Below are 17,457 nucleotides of genomic sequence, written 5' to 3' on the forward strand. Positions count from 1 at the left end.
AGTTCGCCGGTCGGGCACGGTCTACCGCTCGCACGTCGCCGTGAGCTTTCGACGCAGGAGCTATCTCGATGCCGATCAAGACCATTCCCGGGCTGCTCCGCCCCCCTCCCCTACGCCGCCGTGTGCCGCTCACCACGCCTCGCCGGATAGCCGAGTCCGCGCACACCGAGGGCGTCTTCATCCCCACCGAGCAAGTCCCACAATGGCTCGACCAGCGTCGACAGGCCAACAGATACAGTGTCCGACGCATCCCCTTCGACGCCCTCGACGCCTGGTCCTTCGCGCCGGACACCGGTGATCTGGTCCACCGCAGTGGCCGATTCTTCACCGTCGGCGGCCTACACGTCACGGAACTCGGCGAGCCCTACGGCGACGGACCATTGCGGGAGTGGCACCAGCCGATCATCGAACAGCCGGAGGTTGGCGTCCTCGGCATCCTGGCCAAGGAGTTCGGCGGCGTTCTGCATTTTCTGATGCAGGCCAAGATGGAGCCGGGCAACCGGAACTTCATCCAGCTCTCACCAACCGTACAGGCGACCCGCAGCAACTACACCGGGGCCCACCGCGGTTCGGCGGTGAACTACATCGAGCATTTCGTCGCGCCGCGACCCGAACGGGTGATCGCGGACGTGCTCCAGTCCGAACACGGGGCCTGGTTCCTTCGGAAGTCGAACCGGAACATGGTCGTGGAGGTCACCGGAAAGGTCTCCCTCCTCCCCGACTTCTGCTGGCTCACCCTGCGGCAGATCCACCAGCTCCTCCACCTGGACAACGTGGTGAACATGGACGCTCGTACCGTGCTGTCCTGCCTGCCCGGCGGCGAGCCGGACGAGACCGCGTTGATGTCCGACGTCGAACTGCTGTCCTGGATCACCAGCCAGCGGACCCGGCACCATGTGCGGGCCCGGCGGGTCGGCCTCGACGGACTCCTCGGTTGGCGACGCGACGGGTACGCGATCAGGCACGAACACCGACGGTACTTCTCCGTGGTGGCCGCTGCCGTACAGGCGGCGAACCGCGAGGTCAAGGGCTGGACCCAGCCGTTGATCGAACCGGTGGCCCCCGGCGTCATCGCCTTCTACACCAGAACCTTCTCCGGGGTTCGCCACGTGCTGGTGCACGCCCGGGCCGAGGGCGGTTTCCTCGACACGATCGAGCTGGCACCGAGCGTGCAGGGCATCCCGCTCAACTACGAGCATCTCGATCCCGCCGCCCGTCCGCCGCTGCTGGACCATGCCGGCGCCGTGGTCGACAGCGCGATCCGCTACCAGGCCGTGCATTCGGAGGAGGGCGGCCGATTCATCAACGCCGAGAGCCGGTACCTGATCCTCGACGCTGACGTCCTTCCGGAGGTACCGGTGGTCCCGCCCGACGGCTACGCCTGGGTCACCCCCGGCCAGCTGTCCGCGCTGTCCCGTCACGGCCACTACCTCAACGTGCAGGCCCGCTCGTTGCTGGCCTGCCTGCGTTCGTTGGGGCAGTGCGGCGCGCCGGACAACCGTCACCGACCCAGAGAGGACCGCTCGTGAAAGGCATCATCCTGGCCGGCGGTACCGGCAGCCGGCTGTACCCGATCACCCTCGGTGCGTCCAAGCAGATGCTGCCGGTCTACGACAAGCCAATGATCTACTATCCGCTCTCGGTCCTCATGCTGGCCGGGATCACCGACATCCAGATCATCTCTTCCCCGGCCGACCTCAGCGGCTTCCAGCGACTGCTCGGCGACGGTACCAAGCTCGGGCTCTGCCTCTCCTACGCCGTCCAGGACCAGCCCCGAGGGTTGGCCGAGGCATTCCTGATCGGCGCCCGGCACATCGGCTCCGAGCCGGTCGCCCTGGTGCTCGGAGACAATCTGTTCCACGGCCCCGGACTCAGCGCGCTCCTCCGGAGCAAGGTTCGTGAGATCGACGGATGTGTCCTCTTCGGTTACCCGGTGTACGAGCCGGGACGCTTCGGCGTCGGCGAGGCGGACGCCGCTGGGCGCCTGATCTCGATCGAGGAGAAACCGGCCCGGCCCCGGTCCAACCTGGCGCTGACCGGCCTCTACCTGTACGACAACGACGTCGTCGACGTGGCGAAGAACATCCGCCCCTCCGAACGGGGGGAACTCGAGATCACCGACGTCAACCGGGTCTACTTGGAGCGGGGTAAGGCGGAACTCGTCGCGCTCGGCCGAGGGTTCGTCTGGCTCGACGCTGGAACGCCCGACTCGCTCGTCGAGGCGAACCAGTACGTCCAGATCCTGGAGAACCGTCAGGGCGTCCGTATCGCGTGCATCGAGGAAATCGCCTGGCGGATGGGGTTCATCAGCAGGGCGGCGTGCCATCAGCTCGGCAGCCAGCTCAGCGGATCGTCATACGGGAAGTACATCATGGACATCACCGCAGAGGACTGAGTCATGAGAATTCTGGTGACCGGTGGCGCCGGCTTCATCGGTTCGAACTACGTCCGAGGTCTGCTGTCGGGGCGGTACGCGGCACCCGACACCGTCGACGTGACCGTGTTCGACAAGCTCACCTATGCCGGCAGTTGGCACAACCTCCCGGTCGGCGCCCGCCGGTTGGTGCTGATCCGCGGTGACGTCTGCGACGCTGCGGCGCTGCGCGACGTGCTGCCCGGGCACGACGCCGTGGTGCATTTCGCCGCCGAGTCCCACGTGGACCGGTCTGTCGAGGGCGCTGGCGAGTTCGTGCGGACCAACGCCTGCGGCACCCAGACCCTGCTGGAGGCGGCGCTCGACGCCCGGGTGGGGCGCGTGGTCCACGTCTCCACGGACGAGGTGTACGGCTCCATCGCCGAGGGCGCCTGGACCGAGGAGTGCCCGCTGCTGCCGAATTCTCCCTACGCCGCGTCGAAGGCGTCGTCGGACCTGATCGCCCGCGCCTACTGGCGTACCCACAACCTGGACGTCTGCGTCACCCGGTGCTCGAACAACTACGGTCCCTATCAACATCCCGAGAAGCTCATCCCGCGCTTCGTGACGAACCTGCTCGACGGCCGGCCCGTGCCGCTGTACGGCGACGGCCGGAACGTCCGCGAGTGGCTGCACGTCGACGACCACTGCCGGGCCGTGCACGCGGTCCTGACCCGGGGACGGGCCGGGGAGATCTACAACGTCGGAGGCGGGGAGGCGAGAACCAATCTCGATCTCACCGAGGAGATCCTGAGGCTCTGCGACGCTCCGCCCACGATGATCCGGGCGGTCGAGGACCGCAAGGGGCACGACCGGCGCTACGCCCTTGACGACACCAAGATCAGGCGGGAGCTCGGCTGGGCGCCGCAGACCCGGCTGGACGACGGCCTCGCGGCGACCGTGGCCTGGTATCGGGACAACACCGAGTGGTGGCGTGCCGCACAGGAGCGGGCCGCCGCGAGGGAGGCGGGCCGGGCCCTGATGCGGTTCAGCGTGTGATCGACTCGGCCAGCAGGTAGCGCTTGCCCCCGATGCCGCGAACGCCCGGCATGGTGATGGCACGCAGGCACTCGTGCGGCAGCTCGCTCGCGCCGAAGCGCAGGTGGGCCTCCTCGTCGGTCCATTCGGCCCAGTTGAGCACCCGGGTGCCGTCCACGCTGAGGTGGAAGTGCGAGGCCACCAGGCCCGGGAAGGGCTTGCCGAGCGGACCGTCCACCAACGCGTCCGCGGACCGCCGCTGCCGGTCCCGGCCGTCCACGTCGAACACGGGCGCGACGAGGGCCCCCGCCACACTCTCCGGCTCCAGCACCCGCCCGCGGTAGAGCCGGTAGCGCACGGGCTCGGTGGCGTCCTCGTCGAGCTCACCCAGGCCACCGGAACGGACGAACTCGCGGTAGGCGTCGTCGGTGGTCCACTGGGCGTAGGTCAGCACGTTCTCGTCGTCGGTGCTGACGAAGGCGGTCATGGACAGGAAGCCCTCGGGCAGGGCACCGGTCCGGTAGGGCGTCATCACCCGCTCGACCTCCGCCTGCTGCCGCTCGGCCGACCCGACGTACAGCGGGGCTACCAGCACGATCCCGACGCCCGGACGGTTGACATCCGGAAAACTGGTGGTGGACGTGGCCATGGGAGATGCCTCCGGTTTCTCGGTGTGGACAGCCCGGTCCCGCTCGCCGAAGTCGCGGGCTGTGAACGAATCCGGCTGGTCATGCGGCGACCGGCTCATCGTCCCGGTCGGGGGGCGCCGGGACGATGAGCCGGGGTCCGGAGGGGCCGAGGAGACGGGCGGTCGCGTCGGGCCGGGCCGCGGGCCGGCCGGGCCACCACGGCGGCCGGGGAGCCGCACCACCCGGGATCTCCCGGCTCAGCAGATTCAGGGTGAGGAGTTCTCGAGGTCCGCCTGCGGCTCCGCGGCCGTTGCCTCCTCCTGCTCCAGGCGTCCGGTGTTGATCGCCAACACCACGACGAGGGCCGCGACCAGGAGAATTCCGACGGTCCACCGCATGGCGATGGCATAGCCGTGCACGGCCGCCTGACTCGACCGGGCGGAGTCGCCGCCATTGGCGACCAGCCAACTCGCCGTGGCGCTGGCCGCGATCGTGTTCAGCAGAGCGGTGCCGATCGAGCCGCCGAGCTGCTGGGAGGCGTTGATCATCGCGGAGGCGACGCCGGCGTCCTGGGGTCGCACGTTGTGGGTGGCCAGGCTGATCGCCGGCGTGAACGCCATCCCCAGCCCCACGCCGAGCAGCAGTTCGGCCGGCAGCACCAGCAGGAAGTACGAGGTGTCCACGTTCAGCCGGGTGAGCAGCGACATGCCGAGCGCCGCGACGACGAACCCGGGCGCCATGATCCAACGCGGTGGGATCCGGGTCATCAGCCGGCTTGCGATCTGCCCGGCCCCGACCAGCATGCCGGCGACCAGCGGCAGGAACGCCACCCCCGCCTGGAGCGGTGAGTAGCCGCGGACCACCTGCAGGTAGTAGGTGAGGATGAGCAGCAGGCCGAACATGGAGATCACCGCGAGTGCCTGCGAGGCGAACACACCCGCCCGGTTGCGTTCCGTCACCACCCGCAGCGGCAGCAGCGGTGCCGAGGTCCGGCGTTCCACCGTCACGAACAGCCCGAGCAGGACGGCGAATCCGACGAACAGCCCCAGCGTCGAGCCCGCCACCCAGCCGTCGACGTCGGCCCGACTGAAGCCGTAGACGAGGAACACGGCGCCCGCGGTCGCCAGCAGCGCGCCCGGGACGTCGAGCCGTGCGCGGTCGCGCGGGCGTGGCGTGTCGTGCACGGTGGGAACCGCGCCGAGCAGAACCACCCCGGCGAAGACGACGTTCACCAACAGCGACCACCGCCAGTTGAGGTACTCGGTCAGGACGCCACCGAGGATGAGACCCACCGCGGCGCCGCTGCCGGCGATGGCGCTGAAGATGCCGAACGCCTTCGCGCGTTCCTTCGGTTCGGTGAAGGTGATGGCGAGCAGCGAAAGGCCCGCGGGAGCGAGGAACGCGCCGAACGCACCCTGCAGGGCGCGGGCGCCGAGCAGCATCTCGGCGTTCACGGCCACCCCGCCGAGCGCGGAGGCGACGCCGAAGCCGACCAGGCCGACGAGCAGCGCGCGCCGATAGCCGATCAGGTCCGCTATCCGACCGCCGAGCAGCAGCAGGCCGCCGAACGCCAGCGTGTAGGCGGTGACGATCCACTGGCGGTCGACATCCGAGATTTTCAGACTCTGCTGCGCCCAGGGCATCGCGATGCTGACGATGGTGGAGTCCACCGAGATCATGAGCTGGGCTACGGCGATGACGACCAGGGCGAACCAACGGCGTGGATTCGGGTCGGTTCCTGCCGGCGAGGCAGTGGCATCAGACATGGCTATTCCTTGCGGCTCTCTCGGCGGCAGGCCCTCGGGCCAATCGTAGGAGGACCAATATTGTATGAACCAACGTTGTGGTTCCAACTTAATGGTGACCAGCTGGTGCACGCAACCGGATGACGTAAAGTGGCGTCATGATCTGGCCCGACCGCCTGGCCCGGCTGGACGCCTTCGTGACCTGGCACGCCGCTCAGCGCGCGCACCGGCTGCTCTGCGCCCACCTGAACACCACCGGCCTACGCATGCAGCACTACCGCGTGATGGCCGGCCTGACGGAGCTCGGCGAATGCACCCAGGCCACGCTGAGCCGGGCCCTCGATCTGGATGCCGGAAACCTCGTCCTGCTCCTCACCGACCTGGAGGAGCGCGGAGCGATCACCCGTTTCCCCGACGCCGCCAACCGCCGCCAGAATCTGGTCCGCGCCACCGAGCGGGGACGCCAGCTCCTCGCGGACATGGACCGGGCCGTCAACCAGGCGAACGACCTGTTCCTGGAACCGCTCGACCCGGCCGAGCGCGAGCAGTTCCTACAGATGCTGACCCGGATCATGGGTACGCCCGCCGACACCCGGACCACCCTGTAGACACCGCCACGTGGGCACGACCCGTGGCCAGCCGCGAGGAGTCGGGTACCCGGCCGGGACGGCGCCGGCAGCGCCCCGGCGACCCGCGGCGGCCCGGACCAGCTCAGCCGTCGAGGCCGCGATACAGGCCGTAGCGGGTGTAACCGATCGGCCGTACCCCCGGGGTCTCGTTGGCGATACGGAGCGCACCGTACCGGGTGGCGCCCTCAAGGAAGGTCTCGTGCGTCTCGTCGCTGATCCACTCCGCGAAGTTGATGACCCGGGTGCCGTCGACGCTGACATGGAAGTGGGAGGCGATCAGGCCGGCGTACTCGTCGGCCGGAGCCCGACGCAGATGCGCGCTCACCGAGTCCACGATGAACCGCTGCCGCTCCGGGCCGTCCACGTCGAAACTCGCGGTCACCACCGCGGCGGGCGGACCCGCCGCCGGGCTGAGCAGCACGCTGCCGGCCAGGCGGTACTCCACCGGCTCGACCCGGGCGGCGGCCACCGGCAGCGATCGGACGAAACGACGGTAGACGTCGTCGCGCGAACACTGGGTGTACGTCAGCACGGTGTCTCCGCCGCTGCTCAGGTAGCAGGAGAACGTCAGCATCCCCACCGGCCAGGGGGTCCGCTCCCAGACGTCGGCGATCTCGTCGAGCACGGCCCGGCCCCGGTCGGGGTCCGGCACGTACCAGTGGCTCAGGTATATCGCCCGAACGTCCGGGCGGGTGACGTCCGGCATGACCGACCGTCGGGTCGCGGTGAGACTCATAGCCGACTCCTCACTGTCGGGGGGTGGGAGCGCCGAAGAAGCGACGCAGCGTGGTGGCGAGATCGCCGCCCTCGGAGGTCCAGGCCACATAGCCGTCGGGGCGGATCAGCAACGCGTCCGCACCCTCCGTGGGATCCGACCGCTCGTCGACGACCCGCGCGGAGACCAGGTCCACCCGGTCCGCCCAGTCCCCGGCGATCAGGGCCGGTTTGGGGTCCGGTCCCAGGGTGAGCAGGACCCCGTGTGCCCGGTGCAGCAGTTCCACAGTCGTGCTCCGCCGGCCGTCGGCCAGCAGCAGGTCCACCCGCGGGATCCGTCGCCCCAGCAACGGATGGTCACCCGGTCCCACGTCGTAGCGGATGTCCAGGCCGCTCACCAGACCCGCGAGATAACGCGCGGCCTGGTCGGTGCGGAAAACCTCGGTCAGCACGTCGCGCAGCGGCTGAATCTCCACACCCCCCAGGAAGAGCGCCGCCTGGGCCCGCGTGTTCCGCAACAGATCGGCGCCGACCGGGTGCCGTTCGAGGTGGTAGGTGTCCAGCAGTTCGTCGCCGGCCCGACCGGTCACCACCGCGCCCATCTTCCAGCCCAGGTTGACGGCATCCTGGATGCTGACGTTCATCCCCTGCCCGCTGGCCGGCAGATGGATGTGCGCGGCGTCGCCGCAGAGCAGCACCCGGCCCCGGCGGTACTCCGACGCCTGGCGCGCGGCGTCCCCGAAGGAACTCACCCACACCGGGACGCCATCGGAGATGTCGTTGCCGCTGACCCGCTGCCAGGCCTCGGCGACCTCGGCGAACGACGGCGGACCAACCCGCTGCCGGGGCTTCCGACCGTGCTCGTAGACCACGATGCGCATCAGCCCGTCACCGAGCGGGGCGGCGAGCAGCATGCCACCCGGCCGCCGCTCACCGGACCAGAGCTCACGTTGGTCGAGACCGCGGACGTCGGCCAGCAGAAGCTCGGCGGTGGCGTCGGTGCCAGGAAAGCCGAAGCCGCCCGACTGCCGGACCAGGCTCCGGCCACCGTCGCAGCCAACCAGGTAGGAAGCGGTGAGCCGCCCCGCTCCACCCGAGCCCGCCACCTGCACCTCGACGTGATCGTCGGCGCCGGTGAACCCGGTCAGCCGAAGGCCGCGGCGCACGTCCGCGCCCAACTCGACGGCCCAGTCGCCGAGCACGGACACGGTCTGTGCCTGCGGAACGCCGGTGACGCTGGCGTGCGCGCCGTCAGCGACCGCGAAGTTGACCGGCACGCTACCGAAGTGACCACCCGGCGACCGGTTCAGCTCACCGAACCTCGGCAGGAGACCCCGCTGGTCGAACACCTCCAACGTGCGCGCGGTGAATCCCATCCCGCGCGACTCGGCGGTCGGGCCCTCCTCCTTCTCCAGCACGATGACGTCAGCTCCGGCCAACCGGAGCTCCGCGGCGAGCATCAACCCGGCGGGTCCGGCCCCGGCGACGATCACATCGCTGTCCATCACTTCCGTCCTCTCCTTGGCGGGGTTCACTTCGCTGTGTGGTCGGTGGGCGTGGGCGCCGTCTCCGCGCCGCGGTCGCCGGCCACCTCCCGGACCCGCGCCCCCCGCGGGCCGCGGGTGCCGCGGGCCAGCCCGGTCAGCGCGGTGACCAGGCCAACGGCGCCGAGTGTCGAGATCGCCCACAGCGCCGGGCCGAACCCACCCCCGGTCAGCAGGGCCGACACCACCGCGGGGGCGAACGCGGCAGCCAGTTGCACGGCCGTCTGGTAGACCCCGACGGCCATCGGGCGCTCGGCCGGCGGGACGGCCGAGACACCCAGCATGTTCAGCGCGGCGAAACTCAGCACGAAGCCGAGACCGACCAGCACCATGACGGGCAGCAACCCCGTCAGGTACGACGACGACGGGCCCACCCGCAGGTACCAGACGTACCCCAGCAGGGGCGGTACCGCGCCCACGGCGACCAGCCGGGCCGCACCGAACCGGCGTACCAGGCGGGCGGCGAAGAGCGAGGTGACCATCAGCGGTGCGCTGGCCGGGAGCATCGCCAGCGCCGTCCGCAGCGGTGACCAGTCCTGGGTCAGTTGCAGCCGCAGCGTGACGACGAACAGCAGGCCCAGGTAGGAGCCGTTGAGCGAGGCGGCGCCGAGCATCGACCGGAGCAGCGCCGGGTGGCGCAGCAGGTCCAACCGGACGAGCGGATCCGTGCCACGCAGTTGCCCCACGACGAAGGCCGGCAGCAGCACGGCCGCCACGACGAGCCACCACCATCGGGCGGGAGTGCCGACGATCCCGCACACCAGGGCCACCGAACCAGCGCTGAGGCACCCGGCCGCCACCAGACCGTATCCGCCACCGTGGGCCGGTCGAGGCTGCCTCGGGATGACGTACCACCCGGACACGAGCAGCAGCAGCACGACCGGCGCGGGAGAGGCGAACGCCCAACGCCAGCCGGCGACCCCGGTCAGCAGGCCGGAGAGCACCAGTCCGACGGCGAAGCCGGAGCCGCCGGCGAAGGCGTACCCGGAGATCGCCCGATCCCGCTTGGTGCCCTCGGCGAAGGCGGTCGCGATGATGGCCAGCCCGGTCGGCGCCGTCAACGCCGCGCAGAAGCCCTTCACGAAGCGCAGCGCCACCAGCACGGTCACGTCGCCGGCCAGCGAGCTGGCGACCGACGCCGCGGCGAACACCAGCAGGGCGGCGAGATACACCGGCCGCCGGCCGCGCAGCGCGACGAGCCGGCCGCCGAACAGCAGCAGGCCGCCGAAGCCGAGGGCGAACCCGGTCATCAGCCACTGCAGGGTGTCCGGCGCCAGGTCCAGGTCCCGTCCGATCGAGGGCAGCGCCACGACCGTCATGGACACCTCGACGGCATCGATGAGCATATTCGCGGCCAGTACGGTGAGCAGCCCCCACTCGCGTCGGCTGAACGCGGCGGTTTCGGCGCGGGTGGCGATCACGTCCACTGTGGCGTCTCCTGTCCTCGGTGTCCGGCTCAGCCCAGGAAGGTGCCTCCGCTGGCGTCGATCAGGGCACCCGTCACCCACCGCGCATCGTCGGAGACGAGGAAGGCGGTGACGTCCGCGACATCCTCCGGTTCGCCGACGCGCCCGAACACGGAAAGCTGGCTCATCTGCTCCACCGCCTCCGGGATGCCGAATACCGGGTTGTCGTTACGGGTGATCCCGGGTGCCACGCTGTTGACGGTGATCCCGCGCGGTCCCAGGTACTTCGCGAAGTGCAGGGCGAGTTGCTCGACCGCGCCCTTGCTCATCGCGTACGCGACCTCGTCGGGGTTGGCGACCCGGGTCAACCCGGACGAGATGTTGACGATGCGACCACCGTCGGGCATGTTTCGCAGGGCCCGCTGGATCACGAAGAACGGCGCCTTCGCGTTCACCGCGAACACCCGGTCGAAGGTCTCCTCGGTGGTGTCCTCCGGGGCGCCGCCCCCGGTCATCACGCCCGCGTTGTTGACCAGGATGTGCAGTTCCGCCGTACCGGTACGTTCCTTCAGACCCTGTTCGAGGGCGAGGAAGAGTTCGTGTACCGCACCGGACGTGCTCAGGTCGGCCTGAACCGAGAACGCCCGGCCGCCGTCGCGCTCGATGTCGGCGACCACCGACTCCGCCGCCTGAGCCCCGTTTGCGTAGTGGACGGCCACCAGCGCCCCCTCGGCGGCGAGCCGCCGGGCGGTGGCCCGACCCATACCCCGGCTCGCGCCCGTCACGAGTGCCGACTTTCCGCTCAGTTTCATGCTGTTCTCCCGCGTTCGACTGGTCGGTGCATGGAAACGGGCCCGGTCGGGGTGACCGAACCAACGCCGGATCGTTGCGTCGAGTGCGTCGTCGGGCCGAGTGCCCGCCCAGCAGACATGGCCGTCCGGCCGGATCAGGAACGCCCATCCGCTGACCGGCGCGGCTGACGCGACCGGCTGCGCCGCGACGACCGTCAGCCGGTCCGCCCACGGCGCGCACCGCTGCTGGAACCGTTCCCGCCCGGCACCGTCACCGGTCAGGTCGAGGAGCAACGCCCGACCGTTCCGGAGCAGGCCGGCGCTGGTGACGGCCCCGTCGGCGGTGTGCAACCGCAGGACGGGGAACCGGGCCCCGTGCAGCTCGTGCCGCGCCTGCGCCGCCTCGTACCGGATGTCGGTTCCGGCGATCATGGCGGCCAGGTGGGCCCGGGTCTGCTCGTAGCCGAGCAGTTCGGTGATCACCTGCCGCGCCGGCTCGACCTCGGGGCCGCCCAGTTGCAGCATCGCCTGTGCCCTGATGTTCGTCAGTACCCGCCGACCCACCGGGTGGCGCTCGTCGTGGTAGCTGTCCAGGGACCCGGCGGGTGATCCCTTCGACACCCGCAGAGCGAGCTTCCAGCCGAGATTGATCGCGTCCTGGAGTCCGAGGTTGAGAGCCTGACCGCCGACCGGCATCTGGCGGTGCGCGGCGTCGCCAGCGAACAGGACCCGGCCGTGCCGGTACGCCGACAGCTGACGGGACGTGTCGTCGAAGGCGTTCAACCACGTCGGCGTGCCGTGCCGGATGTCCTCGCCGGTGACCAGCAGCCAGCTCTCGCACACCTCGGCGAAGGTCGGGGCCGCGGTGCGCTCCCGGGCGGGCGCGTCGAAGACACCCACCATGACCCGGGTGACACCGTCGGGTCGACGGGCCGCGATGGCCAGACCCCGGGGCAGCCGCTGGAACCTGCGGTCCGGGATGTCGATGCCGGCGACATCGGCGCGCAGGAGTTCCCGGGTCGGGTCCTGTCCGGGAAAGTCCGCGCCGAGCAGGCGTCGGGTCGTGCTGTTCTCACCGTCGCAGGCGACGACCCACGAGGCCCGCACCGGCACCGGTCCGTCCGGTCCGTCGGCGAGGACCCGTACCCCTTCCGGCCGGTCCTCGACCTGACGGACGTCGTACCCGCGCCGCACCTGGGCACCCAGCTCGACCGCCCAGTCCTGCAGCACCGCCTCCAGCTGTGTCTGCGGCACCTTCCACTGCCCGGAGAACGGGCTCGGCACGGTCAGGTCCATCGGAATGCCGCCGAAGTGTCCGCGCGGTTCCACGGGTGGGGTTCCGAGCCGTTCCACCAGTCCGCGGCTGTCCAGGATCTCCATGGTGCGCGCGTGCAGCGTGGAGGCCCGGGATTCCGTCATCGGTGTCGCGCGGCGTTCCAGGACGACCACTCGCACGCCGCCGAGCCGCAGCTCACCGGCGAGCATCAGCCCGACGGGCCCGGCCCCGACGATGACGACGTCGGTCTGCTGCATGACTCTCCTCGCTCCGCTACCGGTGCGGGTACGGCTGTCGCCGCTGATCGCCCAGGCACGCCCGGCGCGCCGGCCCGAACCAGCGTTCGAGCGCCATCGGCAGGTCACTCCAACTGCCCGGGGCGGCCCAGGCGACGTACCCGTCGGGCCGCACCAGCACGGCGGAGGTGTCCCGCAGGTCCGCGGGAGCTTCGCTGGGAACCGCGGTGACGACGTCGACGCGGTCGGACCATCCCGCTGCCCGCCGCCGCAGCGCGGCGTTGTCGGCCAGGTCGAGCAGCACACCCCGACCGGAACGGAGGGCGTGGGTGCTGCTCGGTCGCAGTGGGTCGCCGGCGAGTTCCAGGTGCGGCATTCGGCGACCCAGCAGCGGGTGGCTGCCACCACCGACGTCGTAGCGGATCTCCAGCCCGCTGACCATGGCGGCCAGGTGCCGGGCCACCACGTCGTACCCGATGAGCTCGCGCAACACGTCCCGCAGCGGATGAACCTCGGGGCCGCCGAGGAACAGCAGGCCCTGGGCCTGCGTGTTGATCAACAGTCGCCGACCGACCTCGTGCCGCTCCTCGTGGTACGTGTCCAGCAGTCGTTCCGGGGCGGTGCCGCGGATCACGGCGGCGAGTTTCCAGCCGAGGTTCACCGAGTCCTGGATGCTCGTGTTCATGCCCTGCCCCCCGGCCGGCAGGTGTACGTGCGCGGCGTCGCCAGCGAGCAGGACCCGGCCCCGGCGATACTCGGTGACCAGCCGGGCGGGGTCGCCGAAGGCGCTCAGCCACACCGGCTCGCCATGCGAGATGTCCTCGCCCGTCAGCCGCTTCCACGCGGCGCTGACCTCGTCGTACTCGGGTGGGCTGGTGCGGCGCCGGGGCGGGGTGCCGCGCTCGCAGACGATCAGCCGGGTGATGCCGCCCGGCAGGTTGCCCACCATGATCATGCCGCCCGGCAGCGTCTCGCCGATCATGCGGGGTTCGAGGTTCAGCCCTCGCACGTCCGCGAGGAACATCTCCATGGTGGCCGGGGTGCCCGGGAAGTCGAAACTGGCCTTCTTGCGCACCAGGCTGCGCCCGCCGTCACAGCCGACCAACCAGCCGGCCCGAAACTCCCGCACCGTCCCATCGGGCCCACGGGCCTCGACGCTGACCGCGTCGCCACCGTCGGTGAGGTCGAGCGTCTCCCAGCCACGCCGGAGGTCGGCACCCAGTCCGGTCGCCCAGTTCTCGAGCACCGCCTCCGTGTGCGACTGCGGTATGGTCTTGGCCGCCTGGTGCGCGCCGTCCAGGATCGAGAAGTCGACCGGCAACCCGCCGAAGTGCCCCAGGTTGCTGACCTCCACCTCGCCGAACCGCGACAGCAGGCCCCGCTGGTCGAAGATCTCCATGGTCCGGGTTGTGAAGCCGAGGCCGCGCGACTCACCGGTCCGCTGCGGCAGCCGCTCCAGGACCAGGACGGTCACCCCCGCGAGGCGCAGCTCGCCCGCGAGCATCAGACCCGCGGGACCGGCGCCCACGACGATCACTTCGGCGTCCATTACACCCTCCCTCGTTGACGGTTGTCGGATCCACCCCGGTGGCGACCGCCGGCGATCCCCACGTCCCGACCGGCCCGCGCGAACCGGACCGCGACCTCGCCACGGATGGCGGACGCCACCCTCCGGATCACCGCGCGGACGGCTCTTCGTCGAGCGAGACCGTGATCGCCCCCGTCGGGCAGCAGTCAGCCACCGTGCGCAGACGCTCGGGCTCGATCTGCCGGCTGTCGTCGTCGAACGGACGGACGACGGCCACGTCCTCTTCGTCGAGCCGGAACACCCGGCTCTCCATCACCTCGCACAGCCCGGTGCCGCGACAGAGGGCCCGGTCTACCGACACTGCTGGTCGCACTGTGCTGCTCCTTCGCTCGCGGGCGGCGGTCAGGACCGGGACGGGACGGTGCTGACCGGGAGGCTGGTCAGCCGCCGGATCGCCCAGTTGTCGATGAAGCGGATCTCCTCGCGTGGGATCGCCAGCGACAACTCTGGGAAGCGCTCCACCAGGGCCGATATCGCCACCTCCCCCTCCAGCCGGGCGAGCGCGGCACCGATGCAGTTGTGCAGTCCGTGCCCGAAACCGACGTGACGCGGCCCCACCCGGTCGATGTCGAGACGGTCCGGGTCGGCGAACTGGCGCGGATCCCGATTGGCGGCCGACAGCGCCGCTATCACCGGTGCGCCAGCCGGCAACCGCACGCCGGCGAGTTCGAGATCCTGAGTGGTCGTCCGGAACAGCGCGGTGCTCAGCGCTCCCTCGTACCGCAGCAGTTCCTCCACCGCTTCACCGGCCACCTCGGGTGCCGACCGGAGCCGGGCCAGCTGGGCCGGATTGTCGAGCAACGTGAGCACCGCGTTGCCGATGAAGCCGCGCACGGTGTCGCTGCCCCCCATGATCAGCGCGGCCACCAGGCCGGTCAGCTCGTCGGAGCCCAACCGGTCACCCTCGTCGCTGGCCTGGATCAGGGCGGAGGTCACGTCTTCGGCGGGGCGCTGCCGCTTCTCCGCCACGAGTTCGGCCGCGTACTCGCAGATCCGCCCGAACGCGGCGGGGACCCGGTCCATCAGCGCCGGGTCCGACGGGAACGCCTCGTTGAGCGCGCTCACCAGTTCGCGGTGCCGTTCGATGCGGAAGCCGAGGATCTCACCGAGCACCCCGGCGGACAGCTCACCGGCGTAGTCGTCCAGCACATCGAAACGCTCCCGCCGCGCGCAGTCGTCCAGGACCCGGGCGACGACGGCCCGCACCGTTCCCCGCCACTCCTGGACCCGGCGGGTGGTGAAGGCGCCCATCGCGAGCCGGCGCAGTCGGGTGTGCGCAGGCGGGTCCACCACGGCGATGCCCTGTTCGAGGATGGTTCCCGCCGCGGCCACCAGGCCGGCGTCGCGGAACTCGGTACTGCCCCAGGTGCCGGTCTCCGCGCTGAACCGTGGATCGGCCAGCACCGCCCGGACGTCGTCGTAGCGGGTCACGATCCAGGTCCGTACGTCGCCGACCGGAAACCGGAACTCGTGTACCGGTGAGTGTTCTCGCAACCAGGCCAGGGTGGGATGGGGGTTCTGGTAGTACTCGCTGGAGAACAGGGCTGTCGAGGGCACCGGCGTGGTCGACACCGTCATGGCAGGTCCTTTCCTAGAGTTTGGTCCAGATCGCGGTTTCCGGTGCGAAGAACCGATCCAGTGGGGGCGGAAACACCCCGGCGTCTCCCGCGACGCGGACCAGGCGATGCACGAAACGGGCCAGCTTGTCCACGGTCGCGGCACCCAGCGACTCGTACGGCGCCCGGTCCATCCGGCTGGTGGCCGACTCGACCTCGTCCCGGAGATCGCTGCCGCGGGCGGTCAACCGGCCGGCGTCGTCGACCAGCCCACGAGCCCGCAGCCGGCGCTCGGCGGCCGACCACTCCGCCGCGGTCCACCCGCGTTGCGGCAGCACGATCTCCCGGGGCATACCGTGCTCGCTCGCGCAGTCGATGACGAGCGCGGCGACCCCGGTGAGGTCGTAGCAGCCGAGCACCGCGACGTGCCCGTCGCCGCGGTGCTCGCGCAGCATCGTCGCGGCGTGCCACAGGGCGATGTGCGGTTCCGCCGGCGGGTCGAGAGCCGCGCTGGCCGCGTAGAGCGGCCGGCCAGGCACCGCGCAGGCGCCGGCCACCGAGGTCGCGATCTGTGCCGCCTCCGACATCGCCGCGGAACGGATGACCTCGACGCCCAGCAGGCGCTCCAGAGCGGCCCCGGCCGCTCGTTGCCGGGCGGCGATCGCCTGCTCCGGCGTGACCACCTCCCAGAGCATCGGCAGGCGCTTCGCGATCAGTTCGGGCGAGAAGGTGTTGAACACCGCGGTGACCACCGGGGCCGCCACCCGGCCGAGCGGGGAGGCCCGGCCGGCGAGGTAGATGGAGCTGTGGTCGGTCACGCCCGCGGGTGCCAGCTCGGCCCGCAGGTCAGCGGTGAAATAGGGGATCGAATGCAGGGCGTTGAGCGCCTGCGCGCAGCGTCGCGCAGCCCCCGTCTCAGTGGGCGGCACAGGCTCAGCGCGCGATACGGGCTCAGCCGGCGACACGGGCTCAGCGGGTGACACGGGCGTGGGCCGTCTCGGCGTACCGGCGGGCATGGTCGAGGGTGGCGCTGCTGTTCGCGCTCAGCGCGCCGCGCACGTACTCCCTCGCCTGGGTGACGGTGGCGTCCGCGCCGAGGACCCGGGAGATGTTCGCCGTGTTCAGCACCACCGTGTGCTGGGAGGTGGCGATCACCGCGCCCGAGTCGTCCTCCTCGAAGGTCCACAGTCCGGTGTGCAGGGTCATCAACGCCGGTAGCGTGACCTGCTTGTAGGCGATCTGCTCGGGCGGCAGACAGACCCGGTACGACCTGGTCGTGTGGGTGGAGCCGTCCCTGGCCCGGGTGTCCATCTCAAGGGTCTGCAGACCCGGGATGTCCTCGGTCAGCCGGACCCTCGCCACGTGTGGCAACCGCTGCGGCCACTGGTCCGCTTCGTTGATGAAGTCGTAGACGTGTCGAATCGACCCCTCGACGCGGACACTGTCGGCGAAGCTGAAGGTCAGCTCCCGGCTGCGGTGGGCCAGCTCGAGGTTCTCCCGCAGCGCGGCCAACTCCTGCCGGGAGTTGCGGTCGACCGCCTGGTCGATCCACGCCAGGGCCCCGGGATCGTCGTCGACGGCGCGGTAGTCGTGCCGCAGGCGGATCCTGGACTCCGACTCGGACAGCGCCTCGATCAGCCAGATCCCACCCATCGCCGCGACGGGCGGTGCGCAGACCTCCTGGCGGAAGTCGATCCGCAGTTTTCGCGGGTCGAGTACGCGGCGGGAGGTCCAGTTCTTCGGCTCACCGTTGGCGGTCGCCCAGATCCTGATCCGCTCCTCGTCCGCCCCGCGTTCCAGGTGTTGGACATGGATGGTGGGTGGGAATATCCGGGGCCAGTTCTGCACCTCGGCGATCAGTTGATAGACCGCCTCGGCCGGCGCCGACACCACGATCTCATGCTCCACTTCGCGTACGCCGTACTGCGTCATCTGTGCTTCCTCACTCTCGA

15 protein-coding genes are annotated in these 17,457 nt (G+C 70.5%); 4 read left to right on the forward strand and 11 right to left on the reverse strand.

What is annotated here, in order from left to right; translation table 11 throughout:
• Window positions 1–92 precede the first annotated feature (92 nt).
• From ACXN5W_RS09895 to rfbB, 3 genes are read left to right on the forward strand one after another with little or no spacing between them, the layout of a single operon-like run.
• On the forward strand, window positions 93–1,529 hold the full coding sequence (locus ACXN5W_RS09895; RefSeq protein WP_473157964.1) for an NDP-hexose 2,3-dehydratase family protein: 1,437 nt from the start codon (window positions 93–95) through the stop codon (window positions 1,527–1,529).
• A complete protein-coding gene (rfbA, locus tag ACXN5W_RS09900) occupies window positions 1,526–2,395 on the forward strand; it encodes a glucose-1-phosphate thymidylyltransferase RfbA (RefSeq protein ID WP_473157892.1) in 870 nt (289 codons plus the stop codon). The genes ACXN5W_RS09895 and rfbA overlap by 4 nt, the downstream gene beginning before the upstream one ends.
• 3 nt (window positions 2,396–2,398) lie before the next feature.
• The gene (gene rfbB / locus ACXN5W_RS09905) at window positions 2,399–3,412 is read left to right on the forward strand and encodes a dTDP-glucose 4,6-dehydratase (RefSeq protein ID WP_473157893.1); all 1,014 of its coding nucleotides are present in this window, start codon (window positions 2,399–2,401) and stop codon (window positions 3,410–3,412) included.
• Here the strand turns inward: rfbB and ACXN5W_RS09910 are convergent.
• Together ACXN5W_RS09910 and ACXN5W_RS09915 are read right to left on the reverse strand one after the other, a co-directional pair.
• Window positions 3,402–4,040 carry an antibiotic biosynthesis monooxygenase gene (locus ACXN5W_RS09910; protein ID WP_473157894.1) on the reverse strand — a complete coding sequence of 213 codons (639 nt, stop codon included), beginning with the start codon at window positions 4,038–4,040 and terminating at the stop codon, window positions 3,402–3,404. The two genes, rfbB and ACXN5W_RS09910, sit on opposite strands and share 11 nt — an antisense overlap.
• 246 nt (window positions 4,041–4,286) lie before the next feature.
• Entirely contained in the window at window positions 4,287–5,786 is a 1,500-nt protein-coding gene (locus ACXN5W_RS09915) for an MFS transporter (RefSeq protein ID WP_473157895.1), read from the reverse strand.
• Window positions 5,787–5,923: 137 nt separating this feature from the next.
• Between ACXN5W_RS09915 and ACXN5W_RS09920 the strand changes: the two genes are divergently transcribed.
• Window positions 5,924–6,373, forward strand: coding sequence for a MarR family winged helix-turn-helix transcriptional regulator (locus ACXN5W_RS09920; protein ID WP_473157896.1), 450 nt, complete (start codon window positions 5,924–5,926; stop codon window positions 6,371–6,373).
• Window positions 6,374–6,476: 103 nt separating this feature from the next.
• On the opposite strand, the gene ACXN5W_RS09925 is transcribed toward ACXN5W_RS09920, so the two are convergent.
• The 9 genes from ACXN5W_RS09925 to ACXN5W_RS09965 form a co-directional block, all read right to left on the reverse strand.
• Window positions 6,477–7,130, reverse strand: coding sequence for a hypothetical protein (locus ACXN5W_RS09925; RefSeq protein ID WP_473157897.1), 654 nt, complete (start codon window positions 7,128–7,130; stop codon window positions 6,477–6,479).
• A gap of 10 nt (window positions 7,131–7,140) precedes the next feature.
• Window positions 7,141–8,613, reverse strand: coding sequence for an FAD-dependent monooxygenase (locus tag ACXN5W_RS09930; protein WP_473157898.1), 1,473 nt, complete (start codon window positions 8,611–8,613; stop codon window positions 7,141–7,143).
• 26 nt (window positions 8,614–8,639) lie between these two features.
• Window positions 8,640–10,079, reverse strand: a complete 1,440-nt coding sequence (locus ACXN5W_RS09935) for an MFS transporter (protein WP_473157899.1) — start codon at window positions 10,077–10,079, stop codon at window positions 8,640–8,642.
• Between the two features lie 29 nt (window positions 10,080–10,108).
• Entirely contained in the window at window positions 10,109–12,382 is a 2,274-nt protein-coding gene (locus tag ACXN5W_RS09940) for an SDR family oxidoreductase (RefSeq protein ID WP_473157900.1), read from the reverse strand.
• 16 nt (window positions 12,383–12,398) lie between these two features.
• The gene (locus ACXN5W_RS09945; RefSeq protein WP_473157901.1) at window positions 12,399–13,910 is read right to left on the reverse strand and encodes an FAD-dependent monooxygenase; all 1,512 of its coding nucleotides are present in this window, start codon (window positions 13,908–13,910) and stop codon (window positions 12,399–12,401) included.
• A 127-nt stretch (window positions 13,911–14,037) separates the two neighbouring features.
• Window positions 14,038–14,262, reverse strand: a complete 225-nt coding sequence (locus ACXN5W_RS09950) for a ferredoxin (protein WP_473157902.1) — start codon at window positions 14,260–14,262, stop codon at window positions 14,038–14,040.
• A 29-nt stretch (window positions 14,263–14,291) separates the two neighbouring features.
• Window positions 14,292–15,527 carry a cytochrome P450 family protein gene (locus ACXN5W_RS09955; protein ID WP_473157903.1) on the reverse strand — a complete coding sequence of 412 codons (1,236 nt, stop codon included), beginning with the start codon at window positions 15,525–15,527 and terminating at the stop codon, window positions 14,292–14,294.
• A 13-nt stretch (window positions 15,528–15,540) separates the two neighbouring features.
• On the reverse strand, window positions 15,541–16,434 hold the full coding sequence (locus ACXN5W_RS09960; RefSeq protein ID WP_473157904.1) for an SCO6745 family protein: 894 nt from the start codon (window positions 16,432–16,434) through the stop codon (window positions 15,541–15,543).
• Between the two features lie 40 nt (window positions 16,435–16,474).
• Window positions 16,475–17,437 (reverse strand): aromatase/cyclase, encoded by a 963-nt coding sequence (locus ACXN5W_RS09965; RefSeq protein ID WP_473157905.1) that lies wholly within the window; start codon window positions 17,435–17,437, stop codon window positions 16,475–16,477.
• Window positions 17,438–17,457 lie beyond the last annotated feature (20 nt).

Source organism: Plantactinospora sp. A48 (assembly GCF_055793945.1).